Source organism: Sporosarcina sp. AD_1, from assembly GCF_057373025.1.
The window spans coordinates 584,769-601,145 of sequence record NZ_JBPVIR010000001.1 but is presented as its reverse complement, the minus strand read 5'-3'; the positions used below and the strand labels follow the sequence as shown (position 1 = coordinate 601,145).

Below are 16,377 nucleotides of genomic sequence, written 5' to 3'. Positions count from 1 at the left end.
TGAGAGCCGATGAAATTGATGAAATGGGGATGCGCCTTCTTGCTGACGGCCGCCATGGGGTTCCCCGCAAGCGCGTATGCCGAGGATCAGAAATCCACGGATTTGACGACACGTACATATGGTTTTGATTCGATTGATGAAGCTTTTGTATTACAATCACCGTTATTTACATATCAATCCGGTTTGACGTTTGAGTATCCGGATGCTGTCCGGGGCATTTATGTGACGGGGCATTCTGCGGGTGGAGCCCGTTTTGAGCGTCTCATCAATTTAATTGAACAAACGGAATTGAATGCCATGGTCATCGACATTAAAGATGACCTGGGTAATCTCACGTATATACCAGCAGAGGATTCTCCGCTGAAGCAATTAGACATTGGCAAGCCTTATATTAAAGACCCGCAAGCGATGCTGAAAACATTGGAAGAGAAAAAGATTTACCCGATTGCACGGGTTGTCGTATTTAAAGATAGTGTTCTTGTTGCAAAACAGCCAGAGCTGTCGTTTATGGACGGAGAAGCTGTCTGGGAAAACAGGCGAGGGGACTCTTTTGTGAATCCCTTTATGAAAGAAGTATGGGATTACAATGTGGAAATTGCCATTGAAGCCGCCAAAATGGGATTCCAGGAGATCCAGTTTGACTACGTCCGTTTTCCCGAAGGATTTGAAAAACGGCATGATGTATTGAAGTATTCTTTAGGAGACTATGAGAATTCTGAGCTCGACCCGGTACAGCGGAGGGTTGAGGCGGTAACGGATTTCGTTGCCTATGCGAGAAAACAATTGGAGCCTTATGGTGTAGATGTTTCTGTCGATATTTTTGGATACTCGGCGACATTGCCTGAGGCACCTGGCATTGGACAGAACTTCTCGAAAATCTCGGAGAATGTGGATATCATCTCTTCGATGATTTATCCGAGCCACTGGACTTCCTATTTTGGCATCGCGAAACCGGACTTGGAGCCGTATGAGCTGGTCGATGCCTATGCGAAAGTCGAAAATAAGAAGCTGGGAGAGCTCGAGACCCCTCCGGTTTCCCGCCCGTGGCTGCAGGATTTCACAGCCTCTTGGCTCGGAAGTGGTAATTATTTGAAGTACGGCAAGAAGGAAGTAGAGGCGCAAATCAAAGCGCTGCAAGATAACGGCATCCATGAATTTTTATTATGGAATGCAGGCAATACGTATACGGAAAATGTCGATTATACACCATGAGTAAGACGCGAAAGGAACGACATTTGAATAGGAATATTCCCAACATGATCCAAGAGGCCCAACCTGTTTCAACTTAACAGGTTGAGCCTCTTTTCTATGGTCAGGCCGTTCTCTTCCAGTTCTCAATAGGGGAATTATTAAAACGTTCCATCTAAATAGTATCGCTGCCTCCGAAAATCACAAATAATATTTCAATATTTATGGTTTAATGAAACTTTACCTCGTCCATAATCGTACTATAAATATGAACATCTATTTTTCATTTTTATCAGCCTAAATGAGAAAGGAGATAATTTGACAAAATGATGTTTAACAATTTAGAGCAACGGGTATAACAGAAGTAGCGGTCATTTCATATACATAAAGGAGTTGCAAACCCCACTAATATTGCGGAAATGTGACATACTCAAAAGGTGTTTCAAATTTTTTTCTAAAAGTGTATTCATTCAATATGAATACGTGTATAATGGGTAGTATGGAAAGTACTTTAAAATGATTCTAATATAAAAGTGATTTATCCAATATAGCAAGCCGACTGAAAGGAAGTGTCAGCGAATGGGAGTTACATTATTTACTTCACCAAGTTGCACATCATGCAGAAAAGCGAAAGCATGGTTGGAGGAACATGAGATTCCATATTCAGAGCGTAACATCTTTTCGGAACCTTTGAATATAGATGAGATTAAACAAATCCTTCGTATGACGGAAGACGGAACAGACGAGATTATCTCAACACGTTCGAAAATTTTCCAAAAGTTGAATGTCGATGTGGAAAGTCTGCCGTTGCAAAGATTGTATGAATTGATTCAAGAACATCCAGGACTTTTGAGAAGACCGATCATCCTAGATGAAAAAAGGCTACAGGTAGGGTACAATGAAGATGAGATTCGTCGCTTCCTACCTAGAAAAGTAAGAGCCTATCAGCTGCTTGAAGCGCGGCGTATGGTAAACTAATGATCGAGATATAGGGTGAAGCTGATAGGGAATCGAGGGCATCTCGCCAATACCTATCAGCTTTTTGATTTTTCCTTGCTTTCTTGGCGGATGTTCTCTACAATGCTAGTAATCATATGTTATTACGTGCGGATCGGGCAATTTGACGCTTGCCTCCCGTTCCATTGAAATGAATTTAATATACGTCCTAGGTGAACCCTTTCATATCCTGCCGGACGGTCATATAGTAAGAATAAGCATTGCAGGTTTAGTGCAAATAAAACAAAACGGGCATCTGCCGGTTTTAGGGAAGGGAGAGAAAAGGGATGGAAATAGAACGTATAAATGAAAACACCGTAAAGTTCTACTTATCATATATTGACATTGAAGAGCGCGGTTTCACCCGAGAGGAAGTTTGGTATAACCGGGACAAAAGTGAAGAGTTGTTCTGGGAAATGATGGACGAAATCAACGATGAGACTGAGTTTGAGATCGAAGGTCCTCTATGGATCCAAGTCCATGCGATGAACAATGGAATTGAAGTCACTGTTACTCGTGCTCAAATGCCGGCTGATGGAGATGACATGGAAATGCCGTTTGGAATGGATGACCCGAGAAAAATGTTCCAACAGGATTCTGCGATCTTTGGCAAGGCAGATACCCGGCCGGATGAAGTGAATGATGAGCCGGAGGAGTGGACGTCCGATATGTTCGTTTTTACCGACTTTGAAGAACTGATCTCCATGTCAAGAGAACTTTCCAATTACACGGTCCACACCTCTCTTTATCAATTCGAAGAGAAATACTATCTCTACGTCGAGTACGACGAGGATTCCGATGATGCACGCAAGACCGATTTTTGCAGTGTGATGACGGAGCATGGTGCTCTCTCGAACGTGACGATCCATCGACTAGAGGAGTATGGGCACGTAATTATGGAATCGGATGTATTTGAGACGATTCAGACTTATTTTGGATAATTATGATAAGACCGCCCAGCTGCGGTCTTTTTTTTATGGACTTTTCCATAACCTTGAGCCATTGGCTTTCCTTGCAAATCGCCAGCAAGCTTCTTATGATAGAGGGGAAGGAGGGAGTGACTATGTTATCAGCCAGAACTGGAAACGGGCAGCTCTTCATTCTTTCCCCTGACATGCCCCGCAGCCAGTTGAAACAACTTCGTGCTTCCGAACGGTTCTTCTGCCCCGAGTGCGGGTCTGCTTTGCAAATGAAAGTAGGAGACATTGTGATTCCCCATTTCGCGCATATGCAGGATGCCCATTGCACGAGCGCTTTTTCAGAGGGGGAGTCTGCAGAACATTTAAACGGCAAACAGCAGCTGTACCGCTTTTTATGCGACCTTGATCTGCAAGTGGTGATGGAGCCATTACTGCCTGTGTTGTCACAACGACCAGATTTGCTCGTTCAGCATTTGGAGACCAGCACCCCGATTGAATTCCAATGCAGCCGCATTTCCCAGGCGCTGATGAAAGAACGAACGAAAGGTTATCAGAAAGCCGGCATGGAACCCATCTGGATTTTGCATACCCCGGCAAAATTCAGCAAGCTGCCGCTAGGCGTTAACGTATTCCGTTTTTCCAAGTTCGAGGAACAATTCTTTATGACCCCCTATCATGAACATCCATTTCTCCTCACCTACAATACGTATACTCAAACATTCCATTATTACAGCAATTTGTTGCCCGTTGATGGACAGCGGTACATCGGGATTCACACGAAATTGCCGATCGCTTATCAATGTTATCCATTTGCCATGCCGAAATCCCCGGCCCCTTTGATGCTCACGGAGTACTTGTCTTACTACGTACAGCTTCGGGAACACTATATCCGCTCACGAATCCAATACAATCGGCAAGGAATCCATAATCCATTTCTGCGCTGCTGCTATGAACTTCGGATTCCCCCTGTTTTCCTGCCTGATTGGATCGGAGTGCCAGTTCAGACGAAAAGAGCATTCCGTGTCCATGATTGTGAATGGCAGCTATGCCTTCTCTACGACCTTGCGCAAAATGGCTTGGCATTCCATGAAGTGACTGCCGATCAGCTTGAGCGTTTCTGCAGGCGTTTTGGAGGAGACCTAGAGGAACAGATCAGCGCTTGTCGCATGTATTTCGCATTATTAATGGAAAATGGCATACACTCTTTTCAGAAGCATGTAGAACTTGGTGAAAATAAGATTTTGCGTTTAATTTCAGAAAGATTTCTTGCAAAGCACGTATGAAATTGAGAGAATGAAATTGATTCGCTTTCCGAAGAAAGGCGAGAAGGAGGAAACAAAATGACAGCTGAAACTACTAATAAGGTATTAACTCGTGACGAAGTGAAAGTGGAAGAAACATGGCGTTTGGAAGACATCTTTCCGACTGATGAGGCATGGGAAGCAGAGTTCAAAGAAATTGAGTCTTTTCTTGAGAAGGCAGGTTCATTCCAAGGAACGTTAGAGAATGGTCCTGAAGCTTTATTCGAAGCGCTTTCTTATCGGGATACGCTTGCTGAAAAAATGCGCAAGCTATACACGTATTCTCATCTGAAAGGCGATCAAGATACGACAAATAGCTTTTATCAAGCAATGGAGAGCCGCGCCAAATCACTATATGTAAAGGTGTCGACAGCGCTTTCTTATTTCATGCCTGAACTGCTTGCCATTCCGGAAGATCAGTTGAACAAAATGGTGGAAGAGAACGACAATCTCCGTATCTACAAACATGAAATTGAGGAATTGAATGCGTACCGTCCTCATGTGCTTCCTGCCGACCAAGAAGCATTGCTTGCTCAAATGAGTGAAGTGACGTCAAGCTCTTCCGAAACATTCAGCCTGTTGAATAATGCGGATTTGACGTTCCCGATGATCAAAGATGAAAAAGGGGAGGAAGTCGAGCTGTCACATGGCCGTTATATCCGTTTCTTGGAGAGCACGGATCCACGTGTTCGGGAAGAAGCGTTTAAGGCGATGTATGGCAAATACGGCGAGTTTAAAAATACGTTTGCTTCTACGCTGGCAGGCAATGTAAAGAGCCACAATGTCAATGCACGAATCCGCAAATATGACTCAGCGCGTCAGGCAGCCCTATCGACAAACCATATTCCAGAGCAAGTGTACGAGAACCTCGTATCTACAATTAACAAAAATCTTGGATTGCTTCATCGTTATGTCGCATTGCGGAAGAAAGTAATGGATGTCAGCGAGCTTCATATGTGGGACATGTTCACACCGTTAGTAAAAGATGTGGAGATGAAAATCCCTTATGAGGAAGCAAAAGAAACGATGCTCGAAAGTTTCCATCCGCTTGGCGAAGAGTACAAGTCCATCGTTAGAGAAGGCTTGGATAATCGCTGGGTCGATGTCCGTGAAAACAAAGGAAAGCGTTCAGGAGCTTATTCTTCAGGCGCTTACGGCACAAACCCGTATATTCTCATGAACTGGCAGGATAACGTGGACAATATGTTTACACTGGCTCATGAGTTCGGCCATAGTGTACACAGCTATTATTCCCGGAAAACACAGCCATTCATTTACAGCGGCTATTCCATTTTTGTGGCGGAAGTCGCTTCCACTGTGAATGAAGCCCTGTTGAATGACCATCTACTGAAAACGATCGATGATGAGCAGAAACGGATTTACTTGCTCAATCATTGGCTAGATGGATTCCGCTCAACTGTTTTCCGTCAGACTATGTTTGCGGAGTTTGAGCATTTGATTCACCAGCTGGATCAACAAGGTGTGGCCCTCACAGCAGACAAATTAACGGAAGAATATTTTGCGCTAAACCAGAAGTACTTCGGGGAAGCGGTGGCAGAAGATAAGGAAATCGGTCTTGAATGGGCGAGAATTCCGCATTTCTACTACAATTACTATGTTTATCAATATGCGACTGGATTCAGTGCGGCAGTCGCATTGAGCCATCAGATCCTGACAGAAGGCCAGCCAGCTGTAGATCGTTACATCAATCACTTCCTGAAAGCCGGATCATCCGACTATCCAATTGAAGTATTGAAAAAAGCGGGCGTTGATATGACAAGCACTGCACCAATCGAGGAAGCTTGCAGCGTATTTGAAGAACGCTTGAACGAGTTGGAAGAACTGTTGAATAAACAATAAATCAAGTTGAGAAGCGGCGGGGACTTTGCTCCGTCGCTTTTTCATTTCCGTTAGTCAAAATTCCATGCGATTTGCGGAGAAGCGATTTCGGCAGACAGGAAAGACTATAACAGTAGTTATATTTATATAATTAAAAATAAAGCGCTTTCATAAGCTCGAAACTTGTCGATTCAAGGGAGACGGCTGTTATATAACTTATATCTATAATGTTTTACCTGTTTAGCATTTGTGACATATATGTGAATTTATTTGTGAAATGTTGATTTAACTATTATTCCATGATAAATTATAGATGTGAAATAAATCACATACCAAACATACACCCCTTTTGTTTGAACGTGAACATTTCTCCCATTCCCTTTATTAGAGCATCCCTCTCCCCCAGGAGGGATGCTCTTTATATTTATTAAGGAAAAACTCGATTCCTGTTTGAAGGAATCAGTCAGACTGTAGACAAAAGGGTTGGAAATCAAATTGATTTCCAACCCTTTTCGTGCTTTTTTAGTGTTTTTTTGCGAGAATGCGTCCTAGCACTGTTCTATTTTCCTTTTAATTACGCCACGGCTGGTGCTTTCCATGTCCAACTGGCCAACTTCTTAAGATTTAAGGCAGCAAAAGTCAGCATCGCCTGCATGGACAATTTTTTGAGCCCCCGGAGGGTTGTCCATCGCATGCCATGCTTTTCTTTGGCGTCTGCAAAGACACGTTCAATCGTCTCTTTGCGCTTCCCGTATATCTCTTTGATCTCATGGTGATGTCTCAATTCTTCCGCTACATCCAGGTAATCCTGCCAGATATGTCGTTGAATGATTTTCTGCTGATTCTTACTCTGTGTACATTGGCTGATCACCGGGCACGATGCACAAATGGATGGTGTCGAGGCATACTGACGGTAACCCTCTTTTGTGGTCGTCCGGTATGGTAGGACCTGTCCGTCCGGACAGAGATAGCAGTCATAGTGTTCGTCATAGACATACTCGTTTTTTTCGGAAAAAACCATCTTTGGTCATCGGCCGCTTGTAAGGAAGCACAGGCAGTATCTGATTCTCAAGCAGGAAGTTCGCAATCGCGGGTGTCTTGTAGGCTGCATCGGCGGCAACAGCCACTGGGCGCATCCCCTCGTCCATGATTTTCCGGACCATTGGCTCAAGTAGATGACTGTCGTGAACATTACCTGGGGTCACCATGTTGGCAAGTACGAATCCCTTTTCATCCGTGGCTGCGTGAAAAGAATAGGCGAACTGCTTGGTCCGTTCATCCTTTACATAGTAGCCGCTCTCCGGGTCTGTTGTGGACTCTTTTATCTCCTTGTACTCTTCCTTTTCAAACTTTTCCGGAGGGAACGGTTTCTTCCCATTCTCCTCCCTGTCCATGTTGAGCTCCATCTGGAGCTTCTTCTCATAAGCACGGGTTTCTTTACGAACGACTTTCTTTTCAAATTTCCTCTTGTTTGCGCTCGCTTTTACATGAGTGGAATCGATGAAGACGTGTTCCGGGCTGAGAAGCCCACGATCTGCCACTTCCTTCAGTACCCGATAAAAGATCTGTTCAAATAAATCCGTATCTGCAAAACGACGGATATAGTTTTTTCCGAATGTAGAGAAATGGGGCACCTCTGTATGGAAGCCAAAGCCGAGAAACCAGCGGTATGCCATGTTCGTTTCAATTTCCTTGATTGTCTGGCGCATGGATCGGATGCCGAAAGTATATTGAATGAATGTCATCTTGATCAGCACAACGGGGTCGATACTAGGTCTTCCCACTGTCGAGTACAGGTCTTCCACCAATGGATAGATGAACGAGAAATGAATGGCCGCATCCAGTTTACGGACCAGATGATCATGAGGCACCAACTGTTCAATGGTCAGTATTTCTAACTGTTCGCGTTGATTCATCTGATTCTTCGTCATCATATCCATCACCTCTTCATTATTATGGAGACACTGTTGATTGGAGCGGAGGCTGGCGACTCCTGCGGGAACAGCGCGAGCTGAAGACCCTGGACGAAGCGCAGCGAAAGCCGTCACGAAGAACGGCTTTTGCGACAAAAAGCAAAGCGTTTGGAGCATAAGTGCTGCCTTAATGTCTGAAAAACCCAGAAATTAAGGCAAATCGAACCCTTCGCTGTTCGATTGGCTGAAGCCGTGCCCGCGGAAAGCGTCCAGCCGTAGCGGAAATCAACATTTTCTATTATTACTTCCATTGTAAAAGAAAAAAGACTGTAGGCAAACTCTGTAATTTCTCGAGTTTGTCTACAGTCTGACTCGATTCCTGTTTGAAGGAATCGAGTCTTTTTTATTTATTGCGCCATAAGGTTGTATTTTGTAACGTCAATCGTTCCACCTTCTGCTGGAGAAGGCGTTTTTTCAATTCGCGTTCCGCGTCTTTTTCTGAAAGGGAATAAATACTCGCGATTTCTTGAGTCGACATCGTGTCAAATCGCAGCAACAGATCATCGAGCTCAGGAGGGCATTCGGGCGTGATCGTGCAGCCGAGAAGTTCCTCCAGTATTTGTTCATACACCTCATAAGGATAGGATCCACTGACCATCAATCCCTCGTCTTCGATATTGCCATTGAAAAAGACGAACGTCGGAGCTTCGGCCACTTCCATTTCCTTCGCTAAATATAAGTCCACCTGCAATGATCGCATGACGTTTTTAGAGGAAAAATCGCGGATGAATTCATCCACATCAAGGTTAAGCTTTTCTGCTATTTCGGTTAATACTGAAAAAGAGGTGATGTTCCTGTTTTTCAGAAACGTATACTCATACATTTTGGAAAGGAAACGAAAACCTGCCCGTTTACCCTGGAATTCGGCAGCTTTCATAGCGATGCTTGGGAAAGCTGGATGGCTTTTCTCACATGCCATTAAGTCGTCTTCATTGCGGCAGCATGCATTCGTTTTCGGAATGGAAGTGCGCAATGCGAGCTGCAGGGAAAAATAGCGGTCGTATTCAATCTGCAATTTGCGGAGCAGCGGCTGCAACGACCAGCAGGCACTGCACAAAGGGTCTACGAAAACATATAATTCAATCGGTCTCGATTGGGATGGTGAGGAGACCGGAGTTTCCATCAATGTCCGACGGTTCAATGAAAATCACCCTCGTTCCGATTTACCATATGATTAGCTGTCATCTCAAGCCGTTTAAAGTAAATTTCACGCAGCTTTCCTTCCATTCCAACTTCATCCATTGCTTCGTTCATGCAGGCGAGCCATGCCTTGGCCCGAGTCGGTGTGATAGGGAAGGGCATATGTCTTGCCTTCATCATCGGATGTCCATGTTCTTCGGTATATAAATTGGGTCCGCCCAAATATTGTGTCTGAAATTGTTTTTGCTTTCTAGCCGTTTCGGTCAGGTCTTTTGGGAAAATCGGATATAAGTCCGGATGGACAGCAACTTTTTCATAAAATCGGTCAATGAGTTCCGACAGCTTTTCAGCACCGATCTCCTCATAAGGAATCAAAGGTTTTCGAGTCATTTATGTCAATCTCCTTTGCTCTGACTGTAATGACATTTTATCAACCAGACTATTCTTTCACAAATAAATAGCCTTACAACTTCTTCAAGTCAGTCATACATGGAAACTTTCATAATAACCGAGCACTTTTTGCACATACTGCTGTGTCTCTTTAAAAGGCGGAATGCCGCCATATTTTTTTACATTGCCGGGTCCTGCGTTGTATGCCGCAAGTGCCAGCTCCGTATCATTTCCAAACTGGTCCAGCATTTGACGCAAATATTTGGCGCCGCCGTGGATATTCTGAACGGGATCCATGCTGTTTTGGACTCCAAGGAGCCGGGCCGTCCCGGGCATCAGTTGCATCAATCCCGCCGCACCCGCATGGCTGATGGCGGAAGGATTGAAATTGGATTCCTGTTTAATAACAGCGGAAATTAACTTTTCAGGGACACCAAAACGTTCCGCTGCTTCTTTAATAATGTCTGCAAAATCCCGGTCTTCATTCATGCCAATCCCAGGTATCCCGCTAGCAGGTGTGTTTACGAAGCCATTGCCGATGGAAAGCGGCATATATATTTGGTTTGCACCGGAGTAGGCCAAAGGATCGGCAGCTCCAAGCAATGTGCCGGAAACATTTGTCACAGAATCCGCAATAGAAGATGAACCCATGAACTCTCCAAGCAATTCATCGAACAGGGAAGCAGTCCCGGTTTGCCCATAGGCATACGTCTGTACAGAACCTAATGTCTGCATCGCATTTATGTCAAGCAGTGTACGAATGGAGCGCGCATCCATAAAAGATCGTTCCTTTCATTGTAAACAGTCAATTGCACTATATGTATAGTATAACAAGTATACGCCCAAACGCATATTACAAACTGCATGAAAACCTATCATATGGTAGACTGAACGTATGATAATGAAAGGAAGTAGAACGCATGCGAATTCAATATCGAGTGAACGACGCAACTATACATAATGAAACAATGCAATTTACCATCGATGCGACCAATGGACGTCCCGAAGGCGTACCTTCCAAGAAAATGATCACAGATTCGGATGAGATGGCGTTCGTCTATTTATTTGAAACAGAAGAGGGATACACCTACATACATTTCCCAAAACAGGTTTGGCCTCAAATGGCGGAAGTTTTAGAATCAGGCAAGCAGCCTGTGATGAAATGGCATGAGGAAACAATCGAGCTTCCTGGATTTGTGGAAGAGCTGACGATGTTAGTTTTTAATATTGAAGGGAATGACAATTACGGCGAAGAATTCTCCACCGCCGTGGAGGACGAGTTCAGCGCTATCTTACAGGCTTAATGCCTGTTCGTTAAGAGAGTCGAGTTGTTAGTATGAATAGAGTGGGGGGAGGGTCCTTGATGAAGGAATGGAAGCAATTTTTAGGACCATACAAGCAGGCAGTGGCCGAGTTGAAAGTGAAATTAAAAGGATTGCGGTCGCAATACGAATTGGAAAATGTCCATACACCTGTTGAGTTTGTAACCGGCCGGTTAAAGCCTTTGGCGAGCATCTATGACAAGACGCTTGAAAAAGGGATCCCGTTTGAACCCTCTGAGGCTTTGGCGAAAGAATTGCCTGATATTGCGGGTGTCCGCCTGATGTGTCAATTTGTTGATGATATCGGCAAAGTTGTGCAGACGCTTCGGCAGCGGACTGATATGCGGGTAATTGAGGAACGTGACTACATTTCCAATAAAAAAGCGAGCGGATATCGCTCGTATCATATCATTATCGAATATCCGGTGCAGACGATTCACGGAGAAAAAACGATCCTGGCGGAAATCCAAATCCGGACGCTTGCGATGAATTTTTGGGCTTCCATCGAACATTCATTGAACTATAAATATAAAGGCGAATTGCCGGATGAGATCAGGCATCGTCTGGAACGTGCGGCAGAGGCGGCATTCCGGCTGGATGAGGAGATGTCGCTGATCCGCGATGAAATACATGATGCCCAGAAGTATTTCAGTGCATTCAAGGAAACACCCGACCGTGATTACGGCGAACAGAAGTGGAAGGGGGAGTAAAGGCATGAAATTCGCAATCCAAACGAGGAATGATACGCTTTCTGAAAGATTGCGCGATGAGGCAAAAGGCTATTTGTCGGATTTCGGTCTGGAATATGATGAGAATGAGCCGGATATTGTCCTGTCTATCGGAGGCGACGGCACGTTGCTGCACGCCTTCCATAAATATATTCATCGGCTTCAGCACACGGCGTTTGTTGGAATCCATACGGGACATCTCGGATTTTATGCGGATTGGAAACCGTTGGAGATCGAGAAGCTCGTTATTTCCATCGCTCGGAAAGAATACGATGTCATTGAATATCCGCTTCTTGAAGTGCGCATTAATTATCGAACGTCCGATGAGGTTGCTACGTATTTGGCGTTAAATGAATCAACTGTGAAATCACCGGAAGTGACGCTTGTCATGGACGTAGAGTTGAATGGGGAACATTTTGAAAGGTTCCGTGGAGACGGCCTTTGCATGTCCACCCCTTCCGGCTCTACAGCTTACAATAAAGCGCTTGGCGGTGCCATTATCCATCCGGCCCTTCCAGCGATGCAGCTGACCGAGATGGCTTCCATCAATAACCGGGTATTCCGCACAGTCGGATCGCCTCTTGTACTGCCTTCCCATCATAATTGTGTCCTGACACCAGTCAATGGACCCGATTTCATGGTGACGATAGACCATTTGCAGTTGCTTCACAAAGACGTAAAATCCATTGAATATAAAGTATCTGGACAGCGTGTCCGATTTGCACGATTTCGCCCGTTCCCTTTTTGGAAACGCGTGCACGATTCGTTTATTGCGAGTGACGAATGATGCGGCAGGAAGATCTCAGATTTCGGCTTGATTTCCTCGTGGAATACGACTCCATTTTATTGCGTGATTTCTTGCAGCAGAAAGGCATTTCGAAAAAGACGCTGACCGCCACGAAGTATGAAGGAGGCGCTCTTCTGGTGAATGGGCAGGAACAGACTGTCAGATACCGGTTAGGCAAGGGAGACGCTGTTTCTGTCCTCTTTCCGCTAGAGGAGCCGAGCGCAGGATTGTCGCCGGAAGAAGGGGAATTGTCGGTTGTGTATGAGGACGAAGCACTCTTAATTCTGGATAAGCCGGCTGGTATGGCGACTATCCCATCTAGAGACCAGCCGAACGGTACCGTTGCCAATCTGGTGGCAGGCAAATTTCGCAGGGAGCAAGTGCCGAGTACAGTCCACGTAGTGACGAGGCTGGATCGTGATACGTCCGGCCTCTTATGTATTGCGAAGAATCGCCATATCCATCATCTGTTAAGCAGTCAAATGGAATCAATCGGCTTTCATCGCCAATATATCGCCTTCGTGGAAGGCCATTTGAAAGAATCTCGGTTCATTATCGAGCGTCCCATCGGCAGGAAAGATGGGAGCATCATTGAAAGGACCGTTCGGGAGGATGGCCAATACGCGCGAACGGACGTTGAAGTGCTCGGTTTGTATGACAACGATGGCTATCGCTTTTCAGAAGTCATGCTAGTTCTCCATACTGGCAGGACGCATCAAATCCGGGTGCATATGCAGTCGCTCGGGCACCCGTTAGTGGGAGATGACCTATATGGGGGCTCGTTATCCTTAATTAGCCGCCAAGCATTGCATTGCGCGTCAATCGGGTTTTGCCACCCTCTTACGGGGGTACCGCTTCGTTTTAACAGCAGTCTGCCACCGGATCTTGCATTGCTCACTATTCGAACCGAGTAAACCGATCAGGCTGGCAGGGCTGGTGGGACGGAACGCTGAGTATTTCCATTTCAGGATAACGAAGTGCAGACAATTTCCCGCCAAACACACAGCCAGTATCGATGTTGACTGTATTTTTTACAAAGCGGGCCTTGGGAACCGGCGTATGGCCATATACGATGAAAGGCTCCCCGTCATAATGTTTTGCCCAATCTCTGCGTTCTGGCCTGCCATCCGGCAAAGTTTTACCGGAAATATCTCCATACAATACGAATGTCCGGATGCTTTTGGAAATCGGCGCACCAATCATCCGTTTTGGGATGCCTGCATGCGAAATTATGAGCTTTCCGTTTTCAAGGGATACATATAGGGGTAAATTCTCATAGAAGCTTCGGTATCTCAGTAGAAATTCCTCTTTCTTGTATTTAGGAAGCGAATCAAGTTCAGCCACTGTTGTTTCCAATCCATGTGTTTGCTGAACTCTATTTCCTTTGGCGTATCTGTATAATTTATTGCAATGGTTGCCTGGTGCATAGTGCAGAATTCCGGCGTCCTGCATTGAAAACAGAAGCTGCAGCGTTTGAAGGGAATCCGGTCCCCGGTCTGTCGCATCTCCTACGAATGCAAGTTGTCTTCCTTCCCTATGGATGGGCAGGCCGTTTTTAAATATATAGCCGAGTGAATTGATCAATTCAAGCAATTCCGCAAAGCATCCGTGGATATCGCCGATGATATCATATTTCATTTTTTGTCCTCCTTTATTTGGCATTATTTATTTTTTAGTAACTTGTAGAAATTAAGAAGAAAAGTTGTTATTGTTTTTTATGTTATCATACCTGGATTGCAAGCAATCATACACGACAGAGCGGAAAGGAAGGTGCAGCCATGACGGAATATAACGAAACGAAAGAAGAAATCACACTTATTGAGGAGAGAATGACCGAAGCTCTGAGAAATCGGGATCTTCGAACTTTCCGGGACGAGTATTTAGCGCTCCATCCTTATGACCGGGCGATTATCTATGAAAATGTAGGACCGGATTTGAGGAAGCAAATCTATTATTTCCTCTCACCAAAAGAATTAGCAGAAATTTTCGAGACTAGTGAAATTGATGAAGATGAATATAAAGAGTTCCTTCAGGAGATGGACACGACGTATGCGGCCGAAATGATCTCCCATATGTTTGTCGATAACGCGGTCGATGTCCTGAAAGAACTTGATAAGTCGCAAATCGCAAGCTATCTCATCTTAATGAACAAAGAGGCGGCTGAACAGATCAAGTCGCTCTTGCATTACGAAGAATATACTGCCGGTTCGATCATGACGACGGAATATGTTTCGATTCCGGAATTTTCCACTGTCCGTTCGGCGATGACCATCCTCCGCAATGAAGCGCCTGGCGCGGAAACAATCTATTATGTATTCGTTGTAGATGAAGACAATCGGCTGACGGGCGTCGTATCGCTTCGTGACTTGATCATCGCGGAGGAGGATACACTCATCCGGGATATAATGAATGATCGGGTCGTCAGCGTGCTCGTATCGGATGACCAGGAAGATGTAGCAAGAACGACGCAAGACTATAATTTGCTTGCTGTGCCGGTCGTTGATTTTCAGCAGCATTTGTTAGGGATTATTACGGTCGATGATGTCATTGACGTCTTGGATGAAGAGGCATCGGATGACTACTCCAAGCTTGCCGGTGTTGCCAATATGGATTCGATGGATAAAAATTCTTTATCCGCCGCTAAGAAAAGAATCCCTTGGCTGATCATCTTGCTCGTATTAGGCATGCTGACTGCTAATTTAATTGATTTATTTACAGATACAATTTCCCAAGTGGCACTATTAGCTGCCTTTATTCCACTGATCGGCGGTACAGCCGGGAACAGCGGAACGCAAGCATTGGCGGTAGCGGTACGGGGAATTGCAACAAGAGATATTGAAGAGGAAAGCAAGTTTAAGTTGCTGTTAAGAGAGGCAGGCACGGGTTTAATTACAGGTCTAACGTGTTCGGTATTTGTAGTTGGGTTGATTTTTGTCTGGAAACACGAATTTATTATTGCCTTATTAGTAGGGGCTGCCATTTTGGTCTCCATTTTTGTTGCTACTATTTTAGGCTCGTTCATCCCATTATTTATGCACCGATTGAAGATTGATCCGGCCGTAGCTTCAGGTCCTTTCATTACAACTCTGAATGATGTAATTAGTATTTTGATATATCTTGGATTAGCTACAGCTTTCATCGGAAATTTATAATCCGATGGAAGCTTTTTTTATTGGAGATGAACTTCGGAAAAGTTAGGCGCATATACTAACAGGGAAAAGGGGGGACGTATGATACACTTCCAAAAACCGTTGTTGTTTGTGCAGGGGCCACCAGTTTACACTCGTATTGTCGTTAGTGATGAGGATGAAAGCACTTCTGTCTTTGTCATGAACGAGGATGGAAAAACTGCTTTGGCGGAGATGCCGGAATATGACATCACACCTGTCTTTTCCGGTGATAGCACACCAAGTCATGACAATGACCAGACTTACGATAATGACAAGCGGCTGAGCCATCATGCCATATACGAGACGCTCCAATATTTAAATAATCCTTTCCGAAGACAGGTATACCGCCCACTGCACTTTTATTTGAGAGAGGAACAATTGAAAGGCAGCCTTCGGAAAGTCGAAGGGGAAACGGTTTGGATCGATCCGCTTGAAGGCGGGACAGCACCTATCATGATTGCTATGGACGAAATCGAAAGCATCCACTGGCGCGGCCAGCAATTCATCATGGACTAAAAAACAGGACGGGACCTTGCCCCAGTCCTGTTTTGTTATGTTGAGCTTATGTTTGCTGCATGACATCAGAACAAAAAAAGACCGGCCGCCAAATTGGCAGCCGGCCG

General features: G+C 45.0%; 15 protein-coding genes and 1 pseudogene. 11 read left to right on the top strand and 5 right to left on the bottom strand.

What is annotated here, in order from left to right:
- The first annotated feature begins 9 nt into the window (after positions 1-9).
- The 5 genes from ACSW3C_RS02965 to pepF all read left to right on the top strand — a co-directional run bounded on the left by ACSW3C_RS02965 (position 10) and on the right by pepF (position 6,265).
- Positions 10-1,212 carry a putative glycoside hydrolase gene (locus tag ACSW3C_RS02965; protein WP_486560797.1) on the top strand — a complete coding sequence of 401 codons (1,203 nt, stop codon included), beginning with the start codon at positions 10-12 and terminating at the stop codon, positions 1,210-1,212.
- 555 nt (positions 1,213-1,767) lie between these two features.
- Positions 1,768-2,166, top strand: a complete 399-nt coding sequence (gene spxA / locus ACSW3C_RS02960; protein WP_060206922.1) for a transcriptional regulator SpxA — start codon at positions 1,768-1,770, stop codon at positions 2,164-2,166.
- A gap of 305 nt (positions 2,167-2,471) precedes the next feature.
- Entirely contained in the window at positions 2,472-3,125 is a 654-nt protein-coding gene (mecA, locus tag ACSW3C_RS02955) for an adaptor protein MecA (RefSeq protein ID WP_486560796.1), read from the top strand.
- A gap of 122 nt (positions 3,126-3,247) precedes the next feature.
- The gene (locus ACSW3C_RS02950; RefSeq protein ID WP_486560795.1) at positions 3,248-4,387 is read left to right on the top strand and encodes a competence protein CoiA; all 1,140 of its coding nucleotides are present in this window, start codon (positions 3,248-3,250) and stop codon (positions 4,385-4,387) included.
- A gap of 57 nt (positions 4,388-4,444) precedes the next feature.
- Positions 4,445-6,265: an oligoendopeptidase F gene (gene pepF / locus ACSW3C_RS02945; RefSeq protein ID WP_486560794.1), complete on the top strand. Its 1,821-nt coding sequence runs from the start codon at positions 4,445-4,447 to the stop codon at positions 6,263-6,265.
- A gap of 553 nt (positions 6,266-6,818) precedes the next feature.
- On the opposite strand, the pseudogene ACSW3C_RS02940 reads toward pepF, so the two are convergent.
- The 4 genes and pseudogenes from ACSW3C_RS02940 to ACSW3C_RS02925 all read right to left on the bottom strand — a co-directional run bounded on the left by ACSW3C_RS02940 (position 6,819) and on the right by ACSW3C_RS02925 (position 10,524).
- Positions 6,819-8,178: pseudogene (locus ACSW3C_RS02940) on the bottom strand (IS1182 family transposase).
- 382 nt (positions 8,179-8,560) lie between these two features.
- A complete protein-coding gene (locus ACSW3C_RS02935) occupies positions 8,561-9,358 on the bottom strand; it encodes a DsbA family protein (RefSeq protein ID WP_486560793.1) in 798 nt (265 codons plus the stop codon).
- The gene (locus ACSW3C_RS02930) at positions 9,355-9,747 is read right to left on the bottom strand and encodes a globin domain-containing protein (protein ID WP_486560792.1); all 393 of its coding nucleotides are present in this window, start codon (positions 9,745-9,747) and stop codon (positions 9,355-9,357) included. Before ACSW3C_RS02930 ends, ACSW3C_RS02935 begins: the two co-directional genes overlap by 4 nt.
- A gap of 93 nt (positions 9,748-9,840) precedes the next feature.
- Positions 9,841-10,524 (bottom strand): lytic transglycosylase domain-containing protein, encoded by a 684-nt coding sequence (locus tag ACSW3C_RS02925; protein ID WP_486560790.1) that lies wholly within the window; start codon positions 10,522-10,524, stop codon positions 9,841-9,843.
- Positions 10,525-10,667: 143 nt separating this feature from the next.
- On the opposite strand from ACSW3C_RS02925, the gene ACSW3C_RS02920 reads away from it, so the two are divergent.
- From ACSW3C_RS02920 to ACSW3C_RS02905, 4 genes are read left to right on the top strand one after another with little or no spacing between them, the layout of a single operon-like run.
- Positions 10,668-11,051: a UPF0738 family protein gene (locus ACSW3C_RS02920; RefSeq protein ID WP_486560789.1), complete on the top strand. Its 384-nt coding sequence runs from the start codon at positions 10,668-10,670 to the stop codon at positions 11,049-11,051.
- 59 nt (positions 11,052-11,110) lie between these two features.
- Entirely contained in the window at positions 11,111-11,779 is a 669-nt protein-coding gene (gene yjbM / locus ACSW3C_RS02915; protein ID WP_486560787.1) for a GTP diphosphokinase, read from the top strand.
- Between the two features lie 4 nt (positions 11,780-11,783).
- Positions 11,784-12,584 carry an NAD kinase gene (locus ACSW3C_RS02910; protein ID WP_375709151.1) on the top strand — a complete coding sequence of 267 codons (801 nt, stop codon included), beginning with the start codon at positions 11,784-11,786 and terminating at the stop codon, positions 12,582-12,584.
- A complete protein-coding gene (locus ACSW3C_RS02905; RefSeq protein ID WP_486560786.1) occupies positions 12,584-13,498 on the top strand; it encodes an RluA family pseudouridine synthase in 915 nt (304 codons plus the stop codon). Before ACSW3C_RS02910 ends, ACSW3C_RS02905 begins: the two co-directional genes overlap by 1 nt.
- On the opposite strand, the gene prpE is transcribed toward ACSW3C_RS02905, so the two are convergent.
- Positions 13,482-14,222 carry a bis(5'-nucleosyl)-tetraphosphatase PrpE gene (prpE, locus tag ACSW3C_RS02900; RefSeq protein ID WP_486560785.1) on the bottom strand — a complete coding sequence of 247 codons (741 nt, stop codon included), beginning with the start codon at positions 14,220-14,222 and terminating at the stop codon, positions 13,482-13,484. The genes ACSW3C_RS02905 and prpE overlap by 17 nt on opposite strands.
- Before the next feature lie 140 nt (positions 14,223-14,362).
- Between prpE and mgtE the strand changes: the two genes are divergently transcribed.
- Both mgtE and ACSW3C_RS02890 read left to right on the top strand, forming a co-directional pair.
- Positions 14,363-15,736 carry a magnesium transporter gene (mgtE, locus tag ACSW3C_RS02895; protein WP_486560784.1) on the top strand — a complete coding sequence of 458 codons (1,374 nt, stop codon included), beginning with the start codon at positions 14,363-14,365 and terminating at the stop codon, positions 15,734-15,736.
- 78 nt (positions 15,737-15,814) lie between these two features.
- Entirely contained in the window at positions 15,815-16,270 is a 456-nt protein-coding gene (locus ACSW3C_RS02890) for a hypothetical protein (protein ID WP_486560783.1), read from the top strand.
- The last annotated feature ends 107 nt before the right edge of the window (positions 16,271-16,377 follow it).